General features: G+C 71.0%; 18 protein-coding genes. 10 read left to right on the top strand and 8 right to left on the bottom strand.

What is annotated here, in order from left to right; translation table 11 throughout:
- Position 1 precedes the first annotated feature (1 nt).
- The gene (locus CYL12_RS08185) at positions 2–274 is read right to left on the bottom strand and encodes a GlsB/YeaQ/YmgE family stress response membrane protein (RefSeq protein ID WP_101847139.1); all 273 of its coding nucleotides are present in this window, start codon (positions 272–274) and stop codon (positions 2–4) included.
- Between the two features lie 158 nt (positions 275–432).
- A complete protein-coding gene (locus tag CYL12_RS08180) occupies positions 433–1,359 on the bottom strand; it encodes a Bax inhibitor-1/YccA family protein (protein WP_101847137.1) in 927 nt (308 codons plus the stop codon).
- Positions 1,360–1,450: 91 nt separating this feature from the next.
- Here CYL12_RS08180 and CYL12_RS08175 point away from each other — a divergent pair, with 91 nt between their 5' ends.
- On the top strand, positions 1,451–2,437 hold the full coding sequence (locus CYL12_RS08175; RefSeq protein WP_101848730.1) for a glycerophosphodiester phosphodiesterase family protein: 987 nt from the start codon (positions 1,451–1,453) through the stop codon (positions 2,435–2,437).
- Between the two features lie 9 nt (positions 2,438–2,446).
- Here the strand turns inward: CYL12_RS08175 and CYL12_RS08170 are convergent, their stop codons facing one another.
- Positions 2,447–2,845, bottom strand: coding sequence for a YccF domain-containing protein (locus CYL12_RS08170; RefSeq protein ID WP_025103758.1), 399 nt, complete (start codon positions 2,843–2,845; stop codon positions 2,447–2,449).
- Between the two features lie 89 nt (positions 2,846–2,934).
- Here CYL12_RS08170 and CYL12_RS08165 point away from each other — a divergent pair, with 89 nt between their 5' ends.
- The 6 genes from CYL12_RS08165 (at position 2,935) to ligD (ending at position 13,019) form a co-directional block, all read left to right on the top strand.
- On the top strand, positions 2,935–3,897 hold the full coding sequence (locus CYL12_RS08165; protein ID WP_101847135.1) for an ABC transporter ATP-binding protein: 963 nt from the start codon (positions 2,935–2,937) through the stop codon (positions 3,895–3,897).
- Positions 3,894–4,910: an ABC transporter permease gene (locus CYL12_RS08160; protein WP_101847133.1), complete on the top strand. Its 1,017-nt coding sequence runs from the start codon at positions 3,894–3,896 to the stop codon at positions 4,908–4,910. Before CYL12_RS08165 ends, CYL12_RS08160 begins: the two co-directional genes overlap by 4 nt.
- A gap of 134 nt (positions 4,911–5,044) precedes the next feature.
- Entirely contained in the window at positions 5,045–8,158 is a 3,114-nt protein-coding gene (locus tag CYL12_RS08155) for a lamin tail domain-containing protein (RefSeq protein WP_101847131.1), read from the top strand.
- Positions 8,159–8,244: 86 nt separating this feature from the next.
- Positions 8,245–10,698, top strand: coding sequence for an ATP-dependent helicase (locus CYL12_RS08150; RefSeq protein WP_101847129.1), 2,454 nt, complete (start codon positions 8,245–8,247; stop codon positions 10,696–10,698).
- 44 nt (positions 10,699–10,742) lie between these two features.
- Positions 10,743–11,882, top strand: coding sequence for an SseB family protein (locus CYL12_RS08145; protein WP_101847127.1), 1,140 nt, complete (start codon positions 10,743–10,745; stop codon positions 11,880–11,882).
- 66 nt (positions 11,883–11,948) lie between these two features.
- Positions 11,949–13,019, top strand: coding sequence for a non-homologous end-joining DNA ligase (gene ligD, locus CYL12_RS08140; protein ID WP_101847124.1), 1,071 nt, complete (start codon positions 11,949–11,951; stop codon positions 13,017–13,019).
- Between the two features lie 6 nt (positions 13,020–13,025).
- On the opposite strand, the gene CYL12_RS08135 is transcribed toward ligD, so the two are convergent.
- Positions 13,026–14,069, bottom strand: a complete 1,044-nt coding sequence (locus CYL12_RS08135) for an ATP-dependent DNA ligase (RefSeq protein WP_101847122.1) — start codon at positions 14,067–14,069, stop codon at positions 13,026–13,028.
- A 43-nt stretch (positions 14,070–14,112) separates the two neighbouring features.
- Entirely contained in the window at positions 14,113–15,564 is a 1,452-nt protein-coding gene (locus tag CYL12_RS08130; protein WP_101847120.1) for a phytoene desaturase family protein, read from the bottom strand.
- A gap of 65 nt (positions 15,565–15,629) precedes the next feature.
- Between CYL12_RS08130 and CYL12_RS08125 the strand changes: the two genes are divergently transcribed.
- Together CYL12_RS08125 and CYL12_RS08120 are read left to right on the top strand one after the other, a co-directional pair.
- The gene (locus CYL12_RS08125) at positions 15,630–16,112 is read left to right on the top strand and encodes a hypothetical protein (protein ID WP_101847117.1); all 483 of its coding nucleotides are present in this window, start codon (positions 15,630–15,632) and stop codon (positions 16,110–16,112) included.
- Positions 16,112–16,684 (top strand): GNAT family N-acetyltransferase, encoded by a 573-nt coding sequence (locus CYL12_RS08120; RefSeq protein ID WP_101847114.1) that lies wholly within the window; start codon positions 16,112–16,114, stop codon positions 16,682–16,684. Before CYL12_RS08125 ends, CYL12_RS08120 begins: the two co-directional genes overlap by 1 nt.
- On the opposite strand, the gene CYL12_RS08115 is transcribed toward CYL12_RS08120, so the two are convergent.
- The 3 genes from CYL12_RS08115 to CYL12_RS08105 form a co-directional block, all read right to left on the bottom strand.
- Positions 16,659–17,894, bottom strand: a complete 1,236-nt coding sequence (locus CYL12_RS08115; RefSeq protein ID WP_101847112.1) for an acyl-CoA dehydrogenase family protein — start codon at positions 17,892–17,894, stop codon at positions 16,659–16,661. The two genes, CYL12_RS08120 and CYL12_RS08115, sit on opposite strands and share 26 nt — an antisense overlap.
- Positions 17,895–17,960: 66 nt before the next feature.
- Positions 17,961–18,626 (bottom strand): TetR/AcrR family transcriptional regulator, encoded by a 666-nt coding sequence (locus tag CYL12_RS08110; protein ID WP_101847109.1) that lies wholly within the window; start codon positions 18,624–18,626, stop codon positions 17,961–17,963.
- Between the two features lie 124 nt (positions 18,627–18,750).
- The gene (locus CYL12_RS08105; protein WP_101847107.1) at positions 18,751–19,317 is read right to left on the bottom strand and encodes a hypothetical protein; all 567 of its coding nucleotides are present in this window, start codon (positions 19,315–19,317) and stop codon (positions 18,751–18,753) included.
- A gap of 173 nt (positions 19,318–19,490) precedes the next feature.
- On the opposite strand from CYL12_RS08105, the gene sucC reads away from it, so the two are divergent.
- Positions 19,491–20,657, top strand: a complete 1,167-nt coding sequence (gene sucC / locus CYL12_RS08100; protein WP_025103777.1) for an ADP-forming succinate--CoA ligase subunit beta — start codon at positions 19,491–19,493, stop codon at positions 20,655–20,657.
- Positions 20,658–20,662: the final 5 nt, after the last annotated feature.

The following is a 20,662-nucleotide window of genomic DNA, read 5'->3' as shown; positions in this document are numbered from 1 at the left end:
GTCAGTCGTTGACCTTCTGACCGCGGCCGACGATGAAGCCGTAGATCAGCAGCACGATGATCGAACCGCCGATGGCGAGGAGCCAGGTGCCGAGGTCCCAGAACTCCGTGAGCGGACGGTTGAGGATGAGGCTGCCGAGCCAGCCGCCGAGCAGGGCGCCGACGACGCCCAGCAGCAGGGTGATGAACCATCCGCCGCCCTGCTTGCCGGGCAGGATCAGCTTCGCGATGGCTCCGGCGATGAGGCCGAGAAGAAGAAAGCCGAGAAAACTCATGGTCAGCTCCTTGGGTCGGGAGCCCCGGGGTGCCGGGGCTTCGTGACACCCACAGTGCCCGGCTGCGGGATCGCGTGCCAACCCCTTGCGCGGTCCCTCCGACATATGGCAAGAGGCCCGCCTCCGCAGGGAGACGGGCCTCTGGTGCGCGGCGGCGGTCAGTCGCTGCCGCGGACGATGGCGATGATCCGCAGGATCTCCACGTAGAGCCAGACGACCGTGACCATGATGCCGAAGGCCCCGAGCCAGCCGTAGGTGCGGGGCGCGCCGTTGCGCACGCCCTGCTGGATCTGGTCGAAGTCGAGCACCAGCGAGTACGCCGCCATGATGACGACGAGGACGCCGATGATCAGGCCGAGCGGGATGCCCATGATCTCGGCGCTGTACATACCGAACGCCTGGTCCTGGGGCAGAACGCCGGTCCACATGAGGACGAGGTTCAGGAGCGAGAAGACCAGGTAGCCGATCATCGCGATCATGAAGATCTTCGTGGCCTTCTTCGACGCGCGGATCTTGCCGCTGGCGAAGAGCGCGAGGGTGACGCCGACGACCGAGACCGTCGCGAGAGTCGCCTGGAACACGATGCCCGGCCACAGCACCTCGAAGTACGAGGAGATGCCACCGATGAACAGGCCCTCGAAGGCGGCGTAGGCGAAGATCAGCGCGGGGCGGACCTTCTTGCGCGACGTGAAGGTGATGACCATCGCGAGCACGAAACCGCCGAGTGCGCCGACGATCCACGGCAGCAGGTTGGGCGCGTAGTCGCTGTACGGGTCGCGCTCGGGGACGGTGATGCCGCCCAGGGTCAGCACCCAGCCGATGGCGGCGGTGACGAGGAGGATGCCGAACAGGCCGGCGGTCTTCCACACGGTGTCCTCGACGGACATCCGGTCGGTCTCGAGAGAGCCGGCAGCGGGGGCGGCGTACATGCCCTCGAGCTGCGCGTTGGCGGCGGCATCCATCGCACCGTGCTGGAGCGACGCGGCCTGGGCGCCCTGAGCACCCTGGGGGGCGCCCGGGTAGGTCGCGACGTTGCGCGGGTCCTGCTGCTGGAAAGCAGGATTGTTGAAAGCGAAGTTGCTCATCAGGTGGGCCTCACTCCAAAGGGGGGTCGTAGGTCGCTTTCCTCCACGATACCCGCGCGACGACACTCCCGGGGTGCCTTACGCTGTGAGCGTGCCCAGCAAATCCCCGCTCGTCATCGGGCATCGCGGTGCGCCGGGCTACCGCCCAGAGCACACCCGTTCGTCCTACGAGCTCGCCCTCGCGACGGGGGTCGACGCCGTCGAGCCGGACGTGGTCGCCACCAAGGACGGCGTCCTGGTCGTGCGGCACGAGAACGAGATCTCCGGCACCACGGACGTCGCCGATCACCCGGAGTTCGCCGACCGCCACACGACGAGGCGCGTCGACGGCGCCGCGCTGACCGGGTGGTTCACCGAGGACTTCACCTGGGCGGAGCTGTCCACGCTGCGGTGCCGGGAGCGGCTGCCGAAGGTCCGGGCGGCCAGCGCTTCCTTCGACGATGCCGAGCCGATGCTGCGCCTGCGCGACGTCCTCGACCTGGTGCGCGCGGCAGCAGAGGCGCAGGGCAGGGAGATCGGCGTGGTGCTCGAGGTCAAGCACGCCACCCACTTCGCGAGCATCGGGCTCGACCTCTCGCCCCTCATCGCGCAGGAGCTGCGGGATGCAGGATGGGCGGCGGGGGAGCTGCCGCTCATCCTGGAGAGCTTCGAGTCGACCGTGCTCGGGCAGCTCCGCGCCGAGGGTATCGATGCGAGCTTCGTCTACCTGATCGAGGCGGCGGGACAGCCGTACGACCTCCTCGTCGCAGAGGGATCGACGGCCCTGAGCTACCCGGAGACGGTGATTCCTGAGAACCTCGACCGCCTGGTCGGGCAGGTGGACGGGATCAGCGTCGACAAGAAGATGCTCCTCGTGCCGGGGACGACCCTGGTGGCCGATGCCCACGCCCGCGGCCTGACCGTCTTCACGTGGACCTGCCGCCCGGAGAACAGCTTCCTCGCGGCGCCGTACCGCGGACCCGGAGGCAAGACGGCGTTCGGGGATTACGAGGCCGAGTGGGACGTGATCGCCCGGCAGGGCGTGGACGGCGTCTTCGTCGACCACCCCGATCTCGGCGTCGCGTTCTTCCGCGGCTGACCCGCCGGGTCAGAGCGTGCGGTCGAACGCGCCCTGACGGGTGGAGACGATCTCCTTGCCGAGCGGCATGAGCGACACCGGGACCATCTTGAAGTCGGCGATACCCATGGGGATGCCGATGATGGTGATGCACAGCGCCAGTCCCGACACGATGTGGCCGAGCGCGAGCCACCACCCCGCGAGGATGACCCAGAGCACGTTCCCGAGGAACGACCCGACGCCGGCCGTCGGCTTGCTGACGACCTCGCGGCCGAACGGCCAGATCGCGTAGGCGGCGATGCGGAACGAGGCGATGGCCCAGGGGATCGTGACGATCGGGATGCACAGCAGCAGGCCGGCCAGCACGTAGCCGAGGAAGAGCGCCCAGCCCGCGAGGATGACCCAGATGATGTTGAGGATCGTGCGCATACAGCGATTGTGTCACCCGGAGAGCGGCGCGGCTGGGGATCCGCCCGGAGGTCCCCGGCGCCGACCCGCTGCGATGCCAGACTGACCGCATGACCGGAATAGTGGTGGACGACGTCAGCAGAGCGTTCGGGGACGTGCAGGCCGTGCGAGGGGCCACGCTGCGCGCGGAGGCGGGAAAGGTGACGGGCCTGGTGGGCCCGAACGGCGCGGGCAAGTCGACCCTGCTCCTGATGCTCGCCTCGTTGCTCGCCCCCGACAGCGGCTCCATCCGCATCGGCGGCGTCGACCCCGAAGCCGATCCGCTCGCCGCCCGCCGGGTGCTGGGGTGGATGCCGGACGCTCTGGGCGCCTGGCCCTCGCTCACGGCCCGCGAGACGATCGTCACCACCGCTCGGCTTTACGGGATCGACCGCGCGGACGCGGAGCGGCGGGCGCAGCACCTCCTCGGGCTCGTCGGCCTGGGGGAGCTCGCGGATTCCGCCGCGAAGGTGCTCTCTCGCGGGCAGAAGCAGAAGCTCGGCCTCGCCCGCGCCCTGGTCCACGACCCGCAGGTGCTGCTCCTCGACGAGCCGGCCTCCGGTCTCGACCCCGAGGCCCGCGTGCAGTTGCGGGTGCTGCTGCGACGCTTCGCGGCTGAGGGGCGCACGGTCCTCATCTCCAGCCACGTCCTGTCCGAGCTCGAGGAGGTCGTCGACGACGCCGTCTTCCTCGTGGGCGGCGCTGTCGTGGATGCCGCACCCGCGCAGAGCACCGTCCGCGCGTGGCGGGTGCGGATCGCCGGTGCGACACCCGAGCGCCTGAACGCGGACACGTGGCAGGTCGCCTCGACCCTCGGTCTCGCTCCGGACTCCCTCGCCGTCGACCGCGGAGGCGTCCTCGTCGGCTTGGCAGGAGAGGAGGCGGCCGCCCAGTCGCTGCGCCGTCTCGTGGAGGCCGGTCTGCCGGTGGTGGAGTTCGCTCCCGCGCAAAGCGATCTCGAGCACACGTTCCTCGCGCTCCGGAACCCACCCCCGCCGCCTGCGGCGCCCCACGGAACGGAGGCCGGAGCATGAGCCTCGCGAACATCGGCGTCATCGCGCGCCTGGAGCTGACCCAGCGGCTGCGGAGCGTCGGCTGGTACGTGCTCCTCGGGGTCTTCGCGCTCGTGCTCCTCGGGGTCACCGGCCTGTCATTCGCCGTGTACTCCTGGGGGGAGGACGTCGGGGCCGGCGTGTCGTCCATCGTCGTCAACGTGGTCCTGCTGCTCGTCGTCCTCGTCTCGCCGACGCTCAGCGGCAACGCCATCAACGGCGACCGGGACGCAGCGACGCTCGCGCCGATCCAGGTCACCGCGGCGTCCACCGGCGACATCATGCTCGGCAAGCTGCTGGCGGCGATCGCGACGGGTGGCGCGTTCCTCCTGGTGGCGGTGCCGTTCCTCGCGGCGTCGCTGCTGGCGGGCGGGACCCAGCCGGTCGTGCTGTTCGTGGCCTTGCTCATCCTCGCCGCGGAGATCGTCATCGTCGCCGCCATCGGCGTCGGGCTGAGTGGCCTCATCGCCCGACCGCTCTTCTCCGTCGCGTCGACCTACCTCGTGGTCTCGGCGCTCGTCATCGGCACGATCATCGTCTTCGCCCTCGGTGGCCTTGCGGTGCGCAGCGAGGCGACGAGCTACAGCCGGCCGTACGACAGCAACGGCAACGTGGACTGCGAGAGCTGGGACAGCTACACGTACGAGGCGCCGCGGTTCGACCTCGTGTGGTGGGCGCTCGCCGCCAACCCGTTCGTCGTGCTCGCCGACGCGACCCCCACCGAGTTCAGCAAGGACGGCTATCCGGTCGATCTGTACGGGCAGATCAAGTGGGGTGTCCGCAGCGCGCAGCTCTCGCCGCTGGAGCAGCGCTGGGACGACTGCGACCCGGAGAGCGGTTCCCAGACAGCCGAGGAAGTCATCGACGAGACCGTGCCCAGCTGGTTCGTGGGGCTCGGGGTGCAGGTCGTGCTCGCCGGGGCGCTGCTCGCGGGAGCGTGGGCTCGCACACGGACGCCGGCGCGACGGCTGCCGCCCGGCACACGCATCGCCTGACGGGGAGAGCGGGCGGAAGTCGCCACCTGGCGTTCACCGGCCGTCCACCGACGTGTCGTCGGGCGGCCATGTGGCGGCGGTGATCTGAGCGGGTACCCGTCTGCGCTCAGTCGAGCCTTCTTCCAGGAGCCCCCATGCCCCGACTGCACTCCGTGGCGGCCGTCACTGCGGCGTGCGCGCTGAGCGCCGCCGCCCTGCTCGCCGCCCCCGTCGCCGCTTCCGGCGCCGCCTCTCCGGCTGAGGTCGTACCGGCGGCGGCCGACGCCGGTCTCGTGCTGAACGAGATCGTGTACGACGACGCGGTGACCGGACTCGCCGATCAGATCGAGCTCTACAACGCGGGATCGGCGGCGGTCGACCTCACCGGCTGGCGGGTCTCGGACGAGAAGCGCGACAGTTACGGCGCGGCACCCGCCGGGACGGTGCTCGCGCCGGGCGCGTTCCTCGTGCTGGTGAAGGACGTGGACTTCGCCTTCGGGCTCGGCAAGGGGGACGAGGTCGTCCTCCACGACCCGGAGGGGGTCGAGATCGATTCCTACGCCTACGCGAACACCGCGCCGCTGGCGGTCTGGGCGCGGTGCCCCGACGGAACGGGCGCCTGGGCGCACGCCACGGCGGCGACGCCGGGCGCGCCCAACGACTGCGAGGTCGCGACGGTCGCGGGGTCGATCCGCGTCAACGAGGTGGATTCGCAGCCGGCCGACTGGGTCGAGTTCCACAACCCGGGGACGGAGGCGCTCGATGTCTCCGGCTACGAGATCCGGGACAACTCCGACGACCACCGGTGGCGCTTCCTGCCGGGGACCACGATCGAACCAGGAGCGTTCCTCGTCGTCGCTGAGGGCACGATCGGACTCGTCGACGGCGTCGAGACGGCGTTCCGCGACCCGATCGGGATCGGCAGCGCCGACCGGATCCGCCTCTTCGACACCGCGGGCGCGCTCATCGACGACACGCAGCCCTGGGAGGGGCACGCGGCCATCGACGGCGATTTCGCCGCCGCCACGCTCGCGCGCTGCCCGGACGGCGTCGGCGCCTTCGTGCTCGCCCATGCGACCCCCGGGGCGGCGAACTCGTGCGTCCTCCCTGATGTCGCGATCAACGAGATCGAGTCCAACGGGGACGCGACCGACTGGGTCGAGGTGGTGAACACCGGCAGCACCGCGGTCGACCTGTCCGGGTGGACGGTCATGGACAGCGATCCGGTCGGACACGCCTCGGAGACGACGCCGCTGCCGGCGGGGACGCTGCTGCCCCCGGGCGGATACCGGGTGTTCGATCAGCCCACCGACTTCGTCTTCGGGCTGGGCAACGGCGACACCGTGACGTTGCGGGATGCGAACGGTCTCACGATCGACGAGCACGTCTACACCGCGCACGCCGACGGCGTCTGGGCGCGCTGTGCCGACGGGACGGGCACGTTCATCGACGCGCCGGCGGCGACGAAGGGTCAGCGCAACGCCTGCGGGAACCCGGTGCGGATCAACGAGGTCGAGTCGGACGGCGGCGCGCCGGACGACTGGATCGAGCTCGTCAACCCGACCGGCGCCTCGCTCGACATCGGTGGCGTCGTCGTGAAGGACGACGACGACGCCCACGCCTACACGGTTCCGGTCGGCACGACGATCCCGGCCGGAGGCTTCTTCGTCGTCGAGCGTTCGGCCCTCGGCTTCGGGCTGGGGTCGGGCGACGCCGTCCGCCTCTTCGACGGTGATCTGCTCATCGACGAGACGGCCTGGGGCGAGGGCCATGCACCGACCTCCTGGGGCCGGTGCCCTGACACCACGGGAACCTTCGCGGCGACCGCGAGGCCCACGAAGGGCGCGCCGAACGTGTGCGCCGGCGAGGTCGCGGTCGGCACCTGGCCGGGGTCGGCCGAGGTGCGGGTGCTCGACGACGTGCCGACGTTCCTCGAGGACAGCTCCGGCCTCGATGTGCAGGAGACCGCGGACGGGGTGTTCCTCTGGGCCGTGGACAACGGCGAGGGGCGCATCTGGAAGCTCGAGGCCCATGCGGACGGCTCGGTGGAGAAAGCCGCGGGCTGGGACGAGGGCAAGCGCGTGCGCTTCGCCAAGGACGCCGCGAACCCGGGCGCCGCAGGGCCGGACACGGAAGGCATCACGGTCGACGGGAAGGGTGTGGTCTACGTGGCCTCCGAGCGCGACAACAGCGCGAAGGGAGTGAACGAGAACGTGCTGCTGCAGGTCGACCCGGACGCCGCGGCCGACGATCTCGTGGCGCAGCGGGAATGGGATCTCACGGCGATGCTCCCGGCGGTCGGTGCGAACCTCGGCATCGAGGCCGTGCAGTGGGTGCCGGACACCGCGCTGACCGGAAAGCTCTTCGACGACACCACCGGAACCGCCTACGACCCGGCCGTGCATCCGGGACACGGCGACGGCCTCTTCTTCGTCGCGGTGGAGGACAACGGGCACGTCTACGCCTTCGCGCTCGCCGCGGACGGCACGGCCACGCTCGTCTCCGAGATCGCCCCGGGACTCACCGGTGTCATGGCGCTCGACTGGGATGCCCTCCGCGGCACCCTGTGGGCGGTGTGCGACGACGGTTGCCAGGGCCGCTCCGCCGAGCTCACCCTGAACGGGACCGCCCGGCCCGGGATCGCCCACTACGCGCGGCCCGCCGGCATGCCCGATATCAACAACGAGGGCTTCGCCACGGCTCCCGCGTCGCTCGCGGTCGACGGACAGCGTCCGGTGTGGTGGTTCGCCGATGGCTTCGCCTCGGAGGCGCTGCGCACCGGCACGCTGCCGGGCGGCACAGGCGCCGAGAACCCCGGTGGGGAGAACCCCGGCGGCGAGAACCCTGGTGGGGAGAACCCGCCGCTCCCCGGCACGGAGCTCGTGGACGGCAACCGCCACGGCGTCACCGTCGATCCGGCGGTGGCCGCACGGGGGCAGCGGGTCACCGTCTCGGTCGGCGCGGATGCCGCGGGAGCGCGGGCGGAGGTCTGGCTGTACTCCGACCCGGTCCGTCTGGCGGCCGGGACCCTTTCCGCGACGGGGGCCCTCACGGTCACCGTTCCGATGGACGCCCCGCTGGGCGCGCACCGCATCGCCGTCTACGCGGCGGACGGGACGCTCCTCGGCTGGGCCGACCTGCGCGTCACCGCCGCGGGCGCGGGGCTGGCCGCGACCGGAGCGGACCTGCCGGTGGCCGCCACCGCGCTCGCGCTGATGCTCCTCACGACCGGGGCCCTCGCGCTGCGCCGTCGGAAGCGCACCGCCTGATCGGGCGGAGGGGTGCGGGCGGTCGCCTGCACCCCTCCGCCGACGCGGACCGCGATGTCGGTGCCGCCGCCTAGACTCGAGAGGTCATGACCGAAGCCCCTCTCATCGTCCCCGGTTCCGTCGGCCCCCGCTCCTCCGGCGCCCCCGCGCAGGACGACCTCCTCGCCGGCCTCAACCCCCAGCAGCTCGAGGCCGTCACCTATCGCGGCCCCGCGCTGCTCATCGTCGCCGGCGCCGGCTCGGGCAAGACGAGCGTGCTCACGCGTCGCATCGCCTCGCTCCTGCGCAGCCGGGAAGCGTGGCCGAGCCAGATCCTCGCCATCACCTTCACCAACAAGGCCGCCGGCGAGATGCGCGAGCGCGTCGAGGGGCTCATCGGCGACGCCGCGCGCGGGATGTGGATCTCGACGTTCCACTCCGCGTGCGTGCGGATCCTCCGCCGCGAGGCGCAGCAGTTCGGATTCACCAAGAACTTCACCATCTACGACTCCGGCGACTCCCGCGCCCTCATCAAGCGGCTGGTCAAGGAGCACGAGGCCGATGCCTACGGCCTCACCCCGGCGGCGGTGCAGGGGCGTATCTCCAAGCTCAAGAACGAGCTCTCCGACGCCGAGGCCTATGCCCGCCAGGCCAACATGAGCGACCCGGCCGAACGCGTCTTCGTCGAGGTCTTCGCCGACTACCAGCGGCAGCTCCAGAAGGCCAACGCCTTCGACTTCGACGACCTCATCGGGCAGACGGTCTACCTGTTCCGGGCGTTCCCCCAGGTCGCCGACACCTACCGCCGCCGCTTCCGACACATCCTCGTCGACGAGTACCAGGACACCAACCACGCGCAGTATGCGCTCATCCACGAGCTCACCCGTCCGGTGTCCGGCGTCGGTGCGACACCGGAGCCGTATGCCGCCAACGGCATGATGATCTTCGAGCCCGACCCCGAGCCGGCACCGGGCGCCGGTGAGGCCGGGGCGTCGCTGACCGTGGTGGGTGACTCGGACCAGTCGATCTACGCCTTCCGCGGGGCCGACATCCGCAACATCAGCGAGTTCGAGCGCGACTTCCCCGGTGCCAAGGTGGTGCTGCTCGAGCAGAACTACCGCTCGACGCAGAACATCCTCTCCGCGGCCAACGCGGTGATCGGCAACAACTTCGACCGCAAGGACAAGAAGCTCTGGAGCGACCGCGGCGAGGGCGACCGGATCATCGGCTTCACCGGCTACTCGCAGCACGACGAGGCGCAGTTCGTCGCCGACGAGATCGAGGCCCTGCACCGCAAGGGCATGCCGTACTCCGAGATGGCCGTCTTCTACCGCACGAACTCGCAGTCCCGCGCCCTGGAGGAGATCTTCATCCGCTCGGCCGTGCCGTACAAGATCATGGGCGGCACGAAGTTCTATGAGCGCGCCGAGATCAAGGACGCCTTGGCCTACCTCGTGGCGGTCGCGAACCCGGCCGACGAGATGGCGGTGCGCCGTATCCTCAACAAGCCGCGGCGCGGCATCGGCGACGTCACCGAGACCGCCATCGCCCGTTTCGCCGAGGAGCACGGGATCTCCTTCCGCGATGCCCTGTCGCTGCCGGGCCAGCTCGGCGTAGGCCCGAAGATCCAGGCCGCCATCGCCCAGCTCGACGCCGTGCTCGCCGAGGCGACGGCGATCATGCTCCCGCCGACGGGGGAGGTGCCGCCGCCCACCTCCGTGGCGGACGGGCTCAGCCTGCTGCTCTCCAAGAGCGGCTATCTCGACGCGCTGCGTGCCAGCCGCGACCCGCAGGACGAGGCCCGTGTGGAGAACCTCGACGAGTTCGTGGCCGTGACCCGCGACTTCGCGCGCAACAACCCCGAGGGCACCATCACCGACTTCCTCACCGAGGTCGCGCTGGTCTCCGATGCGGACGACCTCGACGACGAATCCGGGTCGGTCTCGCTCATGACGATGCACACCGCCAAGGGCCTGGAGTACGACGCCGTCTTCGTCACCGGCGTCGAGGAGGACCTCATCCCGCACCGCATCTCGGCGGGAGAGCCCGGGGGCCCGCAGGAGGAACGGCGCCTGTTCTACGTGGGCATCACCCGCGCCCGCAAGCGTCTGCACCTGTCCCTGGCGATGACCCGCGCGCAGTTCGGCGAGGTGACGGTCGCGATGCCCAGCCGGTTCCTGCAGGAGATCCCGGCCTCCCTCATCGACTGGCGACAGTCCCCGGGCGACGTGAACTCCCGCGGGGGCATGCAGTCGCGGGCGCTGAACGCCCGTCGCTCCGGCGGCTCCGGCGACCGCTTCGGCGTGAAGGCCCTGCCGCGAGAGTCCCTCAAGCCGCTCTCCACGGCGATGGACAAGATCCCCAACCGCGTCACCGCCAAGATGCGTGACAACGGCGACCTCGAGCTCGCCGCCGGCGACCGCATCCGCCACGACGACTTCGGTGAGGGTCGGGTCGACGCCGTCACCGGCGAAGGGGCCAAGCGCATCGCCCATGTCCGGTTCGACACCGCCGGGCAGAAGAAGCTGCTCATCAAGGTCGCGCCGATCCAGAAGCTCTGACGTCACGGCGAAGAGGGCGGGGAGACACGGTTAGGCTGGCTCCCATGGCCCTCTTCTCCCGCCGCAAGAAGTCCGGCGACGACGCCGTCGCTCCCACCCCCTCCGCCGGTCCGGTGGCCGAGACCGAGGAGGACGCGAGCACGGCGACCGAGGAGGGGGAGGCTCCGACGGTCGAGGCATCGCCCGCCGTCGGCATCTCGGTGCAGGCGTTCCGCGGTGTCGGCGCCGAAGCCGGGCCCGAGGTCGCGCTTCCGGATCCGGAGGCCGCGGCGGCAGCCGCGGCGCCCGCTGCCGCGCCGACGCCGCCGAGCTCCACCGCGGAGCCCGCGGCACCGGCGGCCGAGCGGAAGCTCCCGCTCGCTCCCGCGCTCCCGCCGGAGCAGACCGAGACCGTGGCGGGGATGAAGGACAACGTCCTCCTGCGCGAGTCCCTGGCGCAGATCGAGGCGGGGGCCTCGAACGAGCAGCTCCTCGGGGTCCTCCGCCAGGCCCTCCAGGGTCACCTCTACATCCGCGTGAACGGCGATGCCCGTGCGCAGATCAGCGAGGGCAAGCCGCTGGCCGTCGCCGTCGTGCGCGATGGAGAGCGGCAGTTCATGCTGGCGTTCAGCTCGGCGGCCGCCGTCCGCGACTCCGTGCAGCTCGAAGCCGACCCGTCCGCGACCTCAGCGGTCGCCCAGCCGACGACCTCGGTCATGCAGCAGGTCGTCTCCGGCGACTTCGCGGGTCTCATCATCGACAACGCGTCGGCGCCGCACCGCGTGGTCTTTCCGACGGAGCTCCTGCAGAAGACGCTGGAGCAGGCGGACGTCGACATGACCGTGAAGGCGCTGCTCGCGGCGCCGCGGGAGCAGGACTCGCCGGTCAAGGTCGGGGAGGCTCTCGCCACGACGCGCATGTGGGTGGCGGTGAACGACGGATCCGGCACAGGCCAGGTCGGCATCGCCGAGGCCCAGACCGCCGACGGCCGTCGCTTCCTCCAGCTCTTCTCGCACCCGCTCGAGGTCATCGCGCTCGGCCGGGGCGACCGTCCGTTGCCGTTCGAGCCGGAGCAGCTCGCCAAGGTGCTCTCCAGCCACTCCGAGATGGCCGGCGTCATCATCGACTCCGCAGGGCCCTCCATCGTGGTGGAGCGCGATGCTCTCGCTCCGGTACTCGTGCGCGCGGTGCGGATCGAGGACTGACGGCGCGCGGACACCGCGGGCCTGCCGGGGGTTCCGCGGGTCGTGACCGCCCCCTAGGGTCGGAGCATGGCCTCAGAACGCGTGACCCTGACCGTCTCCGACACCGACGGAGAGCGTGAGGTCGCGCTCTCCAGCCCGAACCGGATCGTCTGGCCCGACCTCGGCATCACCAAGGCCGAGCTCGCCGAGTACGCGCAGCTCGTGTCGGTGCCGTTCCTCTCGGCGAACGGCAACCGCCCGGTGTCTTTGGAGCGCTTCCGGGACGGCGTGGGGACGCCCGGAGGACCGCGGCCGGAGGGGTTCTTCTCGAAGAATCCGCCGAAGGGCACACCGGACTTCGTCGACGCCGTCACGGTCACGTACAACAGCGGCCGACGGCATCCCCAGATCGTCCTGAACCGCACGAGCGCGATCGTCTGGGCGGTGCAGATGAACACCATCGTCTTCCACCCGTGGGCATCGCTGGCGACCGACTCCGACAACCCGGTCGAGCTGCGGATCGACCTCGACCCGCAGCCGGGCACCGGGTTCGCCGAGGCCGTCCCCGCCGCCCACGCTCTGCGGGAGGTGTTGCGGGAAGCCGGGCTGGAGGCGTTCGCGAAGACGAGCGGCAACCGCGGCCTGCACGTCTTCGCCCCGATCGAGCCGACCCACGAGTTCCTCGACGTGCGGCACGCCGTGATCGCCGCCGGCCGGGAGCTCGAACGCCGGATGCCGGACCGGGTCACGACGAACTGGTGGAAGGAGGAGCGCGGCGAGCGCCTCTTCGTCGACTTCAACCAGGCCAACCGCGACCGCACGATGGCCGGTGCCTACAGTCCGCGAGCCCTCCCCGGTGCGACCGTCGCGACGCCCGTGCACTGGGAGGAGCTCGACGATCTCGACCCCCGCGGCTTCACCGTGCGGACCGTCCCGCAGCGGCTCGACGAGGTCGGCGACCCGTGGGCCGACATGCAGGCGAAGCCCGGACGTATCGACACGCTCCTGGAGTGGTGGGAGCGCGACACGGCGAACGGCCTCGGGGAGCTGCCCTTCCCGCCGGAGTTCCCGAAGATGCCGGGCGAGCCGCCCCGCGTGCAGCCGAGCAAGAAGAACGCCGCGAACTGGGACGCCGACGGCAACCCCGTCGACGACTGAGAGCGCTCAGCTCAGGACGTCGGCGAGGTCGTAGCCGTCGACGGTGTCGAGCTGGTCGTACGTGCAGGAGCGGGCGTCGCGGTCCGGCCTCCACCGCTCGAACTGCACCGTGTGGCGGAAGCGGGCGCCCTCGAGCTGGTCGTACCGCACCTCCAACACCCGCTCGGGACGCAGCCGCACGAAGGAGACATCCTTCGACCCGCTGAACCGCGACCGCTCACCCTCGCCGGTCACGGCCGCGCCGTCCTCGTCGCGCTCGACGAGCGGCGCGAGCTCCTCCACGAGCTGCTTCCGCTTCGCGTCGCTCCACGCCGCGACGCCGCCGACCTGGCGCAGGGCGCCGTCGGCGTCATAGAGCCCGACGAGCAGCGACCCGACGCCGGTACCGGACTTGTGGATGCGGTAGCCGAGGGCGACGACGTCGGCGGTCCGCGCGTGCTTGATCTTGAACAGGGTGCGCTTTCCCGGCGCATACGGCTGCGCCAGCGGCTTGGCCACGACACCGTCGAGCCCCGCGCCCTCGAACTCCTCCAGCCAGCGGACGGCGGCGTCCTGATCGCGGGTGGTCCTCGTCAGGTGGAGCGGGTGCTCCACGGACTCCATGAGCGTCTCCAGTCGTGCCCGCCGCGTCTCGAACGACTGGTCGCGCAGATCGTCCTCCCCGGAGGCCAGCAGGTCGAAGGCGATGAACATCGCCGGGGTCTCGGTGGCGAGCTTCGCGACGCGGGAGGCGGCCGGGTGGATGCGCTGGCTGAGAGCCTCCCAGTCCAAGCGCTGCGCGCCATGCGGACCCGTCGCCACGACGATCTCGCCGTCGAGCAGGCAGGGGACGGGCAGCAGTTGCGGGATCGCGTCGACGAGCTCCGGGAAGTAGCGGGTGAGGGGCTTCGCCCCGCGGGACCCGATCTCGACCGTCTCGCCGTCCCACGCGATGAGGCCGCGGAAGCCGTCCCACTTCGGCTCGTAGAGCAGACCGCCGGGCGTCTTGTCCGGATCGGGGACGGCCGCGACGGCCTTGGCGAGCATGGGGGCCGGGATCTCGTAGCGCATGTACCCATCCTGGACCGGGCGGCGGGCGGGGGAAAGGGTCGGGTCAGCCGAACAGGTCGCCGAGTTCCGCGGGCGTGCCCGCGTCCCGGAGCACGGTGTGCGCCGCGTGCCATCCGGCCATGCCGTTGACCGCGGGGCCGGGCGGGGTCGAGGCCGACGCGAGATAGATGCCCGGCATCGGCGTCCGCCACGGGGCGGGGGAGAGGACGGGACGGCGCAGAGCCTGACGCATGTCGAAGACGCCGCCGGAGATGTCGCCGCCGATCTCGGCCGGGTTGATGGCCTCGCGAGAGGAGGCCGGCACCGCGTGGTGGGCGAGGATCCGGTCGCGGAATCCCGGCGCGAAACGCTCGACCTGAGCGGTGATGAGCTCCGTCGGGTCGAGGTCGGAGCCGTTCGGCACGTGGATGTACGCCCAGAGCACGGCCTTGCCGTCGGGCGCCCTCGTCGGGTCGAAGAGCGAGGGCTGGACGGCCAGGACGTAGGGGCGCTCGGACACATGGCCGACGGCGACGGCGTTCTCGCTGTTCCACACCTCGTCCCTCGTCCCGGCGACGTGCACGGTCGGGGCGCTCCGCACGTGCTCGTTCGCCCACGGGACGGGTCCGTCGAGCGCGAAGTCGACCTTGGCCGCCGCGGCGCCGTAGCGGTAGCCGCGGAGGGCGCGCGCGTACGAGGCCGGGATGTCCGGGTGGGTGAGCGCGAGCCGGGGGGACGTGTTGAGCAGCAGCACGTCTCCCCGGTCGGGGTCGCCCCAGTCCAGCGTGGTGAGGTCGGTGATGCGGGCGCCCGTCTCGATCGTGCCGCCGTGGGCCTCGAGGTCGGCGATCAGGGCGTCCGCGATCACCTGCGAGCCTCCGCGGGGGTAGGGCCAGCCCCCGGCGTGGGCGAGTCCGGCCAGCAGCAGTCCGGCCGCGGCGCCGGCGAGCGTCGGCTGCGGGGAGTTCGCGTGCGCGACCACTCCGGCCATGAGCGCTGCCGCTTCCTCGGTGCGGAAGGCGGCGCGCGCGAGCGGCGTGCCCTGATCGAGCATGCGGATGGCGTAGCGGACGGCGGTGATCGGATCGTGCGGGAGACGGAGGAGCTGGTTCCCGGTGAAGTCTGTGACGCCGTCGATATGGGTGCTGAGGGGGCGGAGTCGGCGCAGCCACGCGTCCCCGTCGATGCCGAGCCCGGTGGCGGTGCGCTCGATGTCGCGCCAGGCGATGGCGGCACGGCCTCCGTCCAGCGGATGGGCGAAGGAGATCTCGGGGCGGATCCACTCGATCCGCTCGTCGAGCCCGAACGCACGGAAGAAGGGCGAGGCGACGGCGGCGGGGTGCACGGCGGAGCACACGTCGTGAAGGAAGCCGGGGAGGGTGGCTTCCTGGGTGCGCAGGCCGCCGCCGACCGTGTCCGCCGCCTCGAGCACGCGGACACGGTAGCCGGCGCGGGCGAGGGAGACGGCGGCCGCGAGGCCGTTCGGTCCGGATCCGATGATCGTCGCGAGTGCCATGCGGCCAGTCTCGCACGCGAGCCCGCGGTCGGCGGAGGGGGTTGCGCCGTGCGATCCTGGAAGGGATGAATGAAGTCCAGGGCCCGACCCCCGCCGGCACCTCCCGTCCGTACCGCTCGCTTCCCGAGGCGCTGCGCGCCCACCGCATCGATCCGGTGAACCATGCGTTCATCACCGAGATCGTCGAGGCCGTGGGGGTGACCTCGCTGATCGATCGCGGTCGCTACATCGAGGCGATCCGCCGCGACGGCGCGGCGCTGCACATCGGCCGCACGTACACCAACGGCTTCACGGAGGACGAGGTCGTCACCGTCGGCTCGACCCGCCTCCGGTTGCAGCCCAGCGAGGGGCGCGCGCCGTACTTCTACGTCACGCACCCGAGCACGTTCGCCCCGCAGGTGCCCGTCAAGGCCAAGCGCTCGTCGACGCCGCGCACCCCCGCTGCTCCGCGCACGCCCGCGAGTCCGAAGCCCGTCGAGCGCGACTACGGCGTGTGCGACGTGTGCTTCATGGTGAAGACGCCCGCCGGCGGGTGCGGCTGCGACTGATGCCCGCCGCCTCCGCGTCGCGGCGCGGCGTCACCGTCCGTGAGGCGGACTGGCCGGGTGACGCGGCCTTCGTCGGTGCCGCGGTGTCGACGTATCTCCGGCAGACCGAGCAGGAGAAACACGACGTCCTGGGTGACCCCGCGGAGCCCGAGGGCGAACTCCCCGAGCGATACCTGCCGGAGCTTCGTGACCCCGCGAGCGCGTACGCCGGAGCACGGGTGCTCGTGGCGGAGCTCGACGGGGCTCCGGTCGGCGTGGTGATCGCTCTTCCGCATGCCGGGTACACCGAGATCAAACGACTCTGGGCGGATCCGGCGGTCCGCGGCCGCGGCGTCGGCTCCGCGCTGCTCGACGCCGTCCTGGCGGCGGCCGAGGGCGCGGTGCGGCTGTCGGTCTGGGACTGGCGCGACGCCGCGATCCGGCTCTACACGTCCCGCGGCTTCCGTCCCGTCGACCCGTGGGACGACCGCGACCGCCTCCTCTGCTTCGAGTCGCGCACTTCGCTGCATCCGGCCGCCGAACGCCGCACAGTGAGCGATTCGAAGGCTAGGCGAAGGCGCTCATCCCGGTGATGTCGCGGCCGAGCAGCAGCGCCTGGACGGATTCGGTGCCCTCGTAGGTGTGGATGGCCTCGATGTCGGCCATGTGCTGCATGACGCCGTTCTCCAGAAGGATGCCGTTGCCGCCGAGGAGATCCCGCGCCGTCGCGGCGATCCGACGGGCCGCCCGGGTGTTGTGGAACTTCGCGAGCGAGGCCTGCGTCGGCCGCAGCGCCCCCGCCTGCTCCAGATCGGCCATGCGGCGGCAGTAGAGCTGCATCGCCGTCAGATCCTCCAGCATGTGCGTGAGCCGCTCCTGCACCATCTGGAACTTCGCGAGCGGCTTGCCGAACTGCACGCGCTGCTTCGCGTAGGCCAGCGCCGCCTCGTAGCAGGCCGTCGCGTGACCCAGCGCCGACCAGGCGACCCCGGACCGGGTGGCGTACAGCACCGTCGAGGCGTCCTTGAAGCTCTTCGTCCCCGGCAGCACCGCGTCCAGCGGCACCCGCACGTCGTCCAGGCGGATGTGGGCCTGATGGATCGCGCGGAGGGAGGCCTTCCCGCGGATCACGGTGCCGGTGTATCCAGGGGTGTCCTGCTCGACGAGGAAGCACCGCACCGCCCCGTGCTCGGCGGCGGACTCGTCCTCGACCCGCGCCCAGACGAACGTGATCCCGCCCGAGGCTCCATTGCCGATCCATTTCTTGGCACCGCGGAGCACCCAGGAGTCCCCGTCGCGGCGGGCTACGGTCTCCAGCGAGACGGAGTCGGAGCCGTGGTCGGGCTCGGTCAGGGCGAAGGACCCGAGCACCGAGCCGTCGGCGAGTGCCGTGAGCCAGCGGTCCTGCTGGGTGGGCGAGCCGAACAGGGCGAGCGTCCGCAGCGCGAGCCCGCCCTGCACCGCGAGGATCGTGCCGAGCGAGCCGTCCCCGCGAGAGATCTCCATGTTGACCAGGCCCGCGGCGAGCGGGGAGAGCCGGGTCAGCGCGGGGTGGTCGACGCCGTCGACGACGAGGTCCATCTCACCCATGCGGCGGGCGGCGTCGAGCGGGTACTCGGCGCGATCCCAGGCCTCGGCCATCGGCGGGGCGACCTCGTCGACGTACGCCTTCGCGCGGTCCCAGGCCTCCCGGTCGGCGGCGGGGATGTCGGCGAAGACCGCGTAGTAGTCGCTGTCCTGCCGTCCGGTGATGTCGTAGGACGAGACGCGCTCGCCGGGGAAGGGGGAGGCTTCGGTGCTCATGATGCTCCTTCGTGACACCAGGTATCGTACTCCTCGATACTCGGTATCACGACCTCCCCGGCGGGCTCAGTCGAGCTCGGAGCGCAGTCTCCTGGTGACCTCGGCGATGGGCATCGAGCGGGGGAAGACCGCCACGACCACGTCGTCCGGAGCCCCGGCGGTGGCGTCCTCGCCCACGCCGTACCGTCGACGCGCATCCGCGAGTGCGGACTGCAGCGTGGACAGCGGCACCTTCTTCCGTCCGCGCAGGAGCTGCCGCAGCACGTGGTTGTGCACCGCCGTCACGAGCGCGGCGAAGCCCACCGCGTCCAGCGGATCCACCCCCGGAAGGGCGCTGCGCAGGTACTCGTCGAACAGCCGCTCGTAGCGGAACACGGTGATGATCTCGCGCTCGCGGAGCACCGGCACCTCCCGCACGATCTGGTAGCGCCGTCGCGCGAGCTCCGGGTCGTTCGCGAAGTGCGTGAACACGGACTCCGATGCCGCGCAGACCGCACCCCACGGATCGTCGTGCCCCTCGTCGAGGAACTCCCGAAGCTGCTCCAGCAGGACCTCGTGATCGGCGAAGACCACGTCCTCCTTACCGCCGAACTGCCGGAAGAAGGTCGACCGGGAGACACCGGCGGCCTTGGCGATCTGCTCCACGGACGTCTGGTCGAACCCCTGGGCGCTGAAGAGTTCGAGCGCGGCGGCGACGACGCCCCCGGTGCGCAGCTCTGCGGATTCGTGCATGGCGAAAGCCTAGACCGCCGTGGGGCCCGCGCCCGACGGCCCCGCGGGAACAGACCGATGCCGACGTTCCCGCACCCGCGTCTCCGTGAGCGCGCGCGACCGTCCATGCTGATCCTGGCTGTGGTCAGGAGGCGTCCAAGGGCCGCCGTTCCGCGTGAGCGTCCGACGTCCGATACCGCCGCGCGATCCGTATGAAGAGGTCCAGGGCTTCGGCTTCGGAGCGGAAGCGGAGCGGCGCGTGGAAGCGGCCACCGCGCTCGTCCGTCTCCCACACGATCCAGTCCTCGCCGTCGCGATCGATCCAGGCGGCGGACTGGGGCCGTCCTGTGCGGCCGAACCAGTTGGCGGTCGCGGTGAGCCTCTCCTCGCGGATGAGGTGCTGCGCGCCTTCGGCGGTGAGCGCCGTCATGTCTGCCCCTTCGACCCGGCGCACGGCGGTGGAATCCGCCGCCTTGTGGGCGCGGGCCATGCGCAGGAACTGGTCAAGTGCTTCGGCCTCGGACGAGAAGCGCGATGGGTCGAAGAACTCCTCGCCGCGTTCGTCGGTCTCCCACACGATCCACGCGTCACCCTCTCGATCGATCCATGCCGATCGTTCGCGGCGGCCTGTACGGCCGAACCAGTTGGCGGTCGCGGTGAGCCTCTCGTCCCGGATGATGCGCTGCGCCTGGGCGCGGGTGAGGTCGCTCACGTGGTCTCCTCCGTCTTGCTCCGACGCTGAGGATGGTACCGGAGGGGTGCGCTCGTCGCCGAGGTCCGCCGGCGTCGGAGCGTTCAGCCTGCGGTAGTAGGCTGGGGGACTGGTCGATGTCTCGACATCGAGAGAATCACCAGACCAGACCGCAGCCCAGTGAAGGAAGCACAGTGGATCTGTACGAGTACCAGGCACGAGACGTTTTCGAGAAGTACGGAGTGCCGGTCCTCGCCGGCATCGTCGCGGACACCCCCGAGGAGGTGAAGGCGGCTGCCGAGAAGATCGGCGGTGTCGTGGTCGTCAAGGCCCAGGTCAAGACCGGAGGCCGCGGCAAGGCCGGCGGTGTCAAGGTCGCCAAGACCCCCGACGAGGCGTACGAGGCGGCGAAGGCCATCCTCGGGCTCGACATCAAGGGCCACGTCGTCAAGCGCGTCATGGTCGCGCAGGGTGCCCGCATCGCCGAGGAGTTCTACTTCTCCGTGCTGCTCGACCGCGCCAACCGCTCCTACCTCTCCCTCTGCTCCGTCGAGGGCGGCATGGAGATCGAGCAGCTCGCCGTCGAGAAGCCCGAGGCCCTCGCCCGCGTCGAGGTCAACCCGCTGACCGGCATCGACAAGGAGAAGGCGGTCGAGATCGCCCGCGCCGCGAACTTCCCGGAGGACCTCGTCGAGAAGGTCTCCGACGTGTTCGTGAAGCTGTACGACGTCTACAAGGGTGAGGACGCGACGCTCGTCGAGGTCAACCCGCTCGTCCGCACCGAGGACGGCGACATCATCGCACTCGACGGCAAGGTCACGCTCGACGACAACGCCTCCGAGATCCGCCACCCCGAGCACGAGGCGCTCGAGGACAAGGACGCGGCCGACCCGCTCGAGGCCAAGGCCAAGGCGTCCGGCCTCAACTACGTCAAGCTGGACGGCGAGGTCGGCATCATCGGCAACGGTGCGGGACTCGTCATGTCGACGCTCGACGTCGTCGCGTACGCCGGCGAGAACCACAACGGCGTCAAGCCCGCCAACTTCCTCGACATCGGCGGTGGCGCCTCGGCCGAGGTCATGGCCGCCGGTCTCGACGTCATCCTCGGCGACCCGCAGGTCAAGAGCGTGTTCGTCAACGTGTTCGGCGGCATCACGGCGTGCGACGCCGTCGCCAACGGCATCAAGGGCGCCCTGGAGACGCTGGGCGACACGGCCTCGAAGCCGCTCGTCGTCCGCCTCGACGGCAACCGCGTCGACGAGGGTCGCGCGATCCTCGCCGACTACGCGCACCCGCTTGTCACCCTGGCCGCAACCATGGACGAGGGCGCCGACAAGGCCGCCGAGCTCGCCAACGCCTGAGACTG

The organism is Zhihengliuella sp. ISTPL4 (assembly GCF_002848265.1).
Lineage (GTDB): Bacteria > Actinomycetota > Actinomycetes > Actinomycetales > Microbacteriaceae > Microbacterium.
The sequence above is the reverse complement of the archived record's forward strand: the minus strand, read 5'-3'. Positions and strand labels throughout refer to the sequence as shown.

Coding starts and splice junctions, on each gene's coding strand:
- CYL12_RS08110 (WP_101847109.1), bottom strand. CDS start 18,626: ATGCACGAATCCGCAGAGCTGCGCACCGGGGGCGTCGTCGCCGCCGCG.
- CYL12_RS08150 (WP_101847129.1), top strand. CDS start 8,245: ATGACCGAAGCCCCTCTCATCGTCCCCGGTTCCGTCGGCCCCCGCTCC.
- CYL12_RS08160 (WP_101847133.1), top strand. CDS start 3,894: ATGAGCCTCGCGAACATCGGCGTCATCGCGCGCCTGGAGCTGACCCAG.
- CYL12_RS08120 (WP_101847114.1), top strand. CDS start 16,112: ATGCCCGCCGCCTCCGCGTCGCGGCGCGGCGTCACCGTCCGTGAGGCG.
- CYL12_RS08145 (WP_101847127.1), top strand. CDS start 10,743: ATGGCCCTCTTCTCCCGCCGCAAGAAGTCCGGCGACGACGCCGTCGCT.
- CYL12_RS08170 (WP_025103758.1), bottom strand. CDS start 2,845: ATGCGCACGATCCTCAACATCATCTGGGTCATCCTCGCGGGCTGGGCG.
- ligD (WP_101847124.1), top strand. CDS start 11,949: ATGGCCTCAGAACGCGTGACCCTGACCGTCTCCGACACCGACGGAGAG.
- CYL12_RS08125 (WP_101847117.1), top strand. CDS start 15,630: ATGAATGAAGTCCAGGGCCCGACCCCCGCCGGCACCTCCCGTCCGTAC.
- CYL12_RS08130 (WP_101847120.1), bottom strand. CDS start 15,564: ATGGCACTCGCGACGATCATCGGATCCGGACCGAACGGCCTCGCGGCC.
- CYL12_RS08180 (WP_101847137.1), bottom strand. CDS start 1,359: ATGAGCAACTTCGCTTTCAACAATCCTGCTTTCCAGCAGCAGGACCCG.
- CYL12_RS08135 (WP_101847122.1), bottom strand. CDS start 14,069: ATGCGCTACGAGATCCCGGCCCCCATGCTCGCCAAGGCCGTCGCGGCC.
- CYL12_RS08185 (WP_101847139.1), bottom strand. CDS start 274: ATGAGTTTTCTCGGCTTTCTTCTTCTCGGCCTCATCGCCGGAGCCATC.
- CYL12_RS08165 (WP_101847135.1), top strand. CDS start 2,935: ATGACCGGAATAGTGGTGGACGACGTCAGCAGAGCGTTCGGGGACGTG.
- CYL12_RS08155 (WP_101847131.1), top strand. CDS start 5,045: ATGCCCCGACTGCACTCCGTGGCGGCCGTCACTGCGGCGTGCGCGCTG.
- CYL12_RS08115 (WP_101847112.1), bottom strand. CDS start 17,894: ATGAGCACCGAAGCCTCCCCCTTCCCCGGCGAGCGCGTCTCGTCCTAC.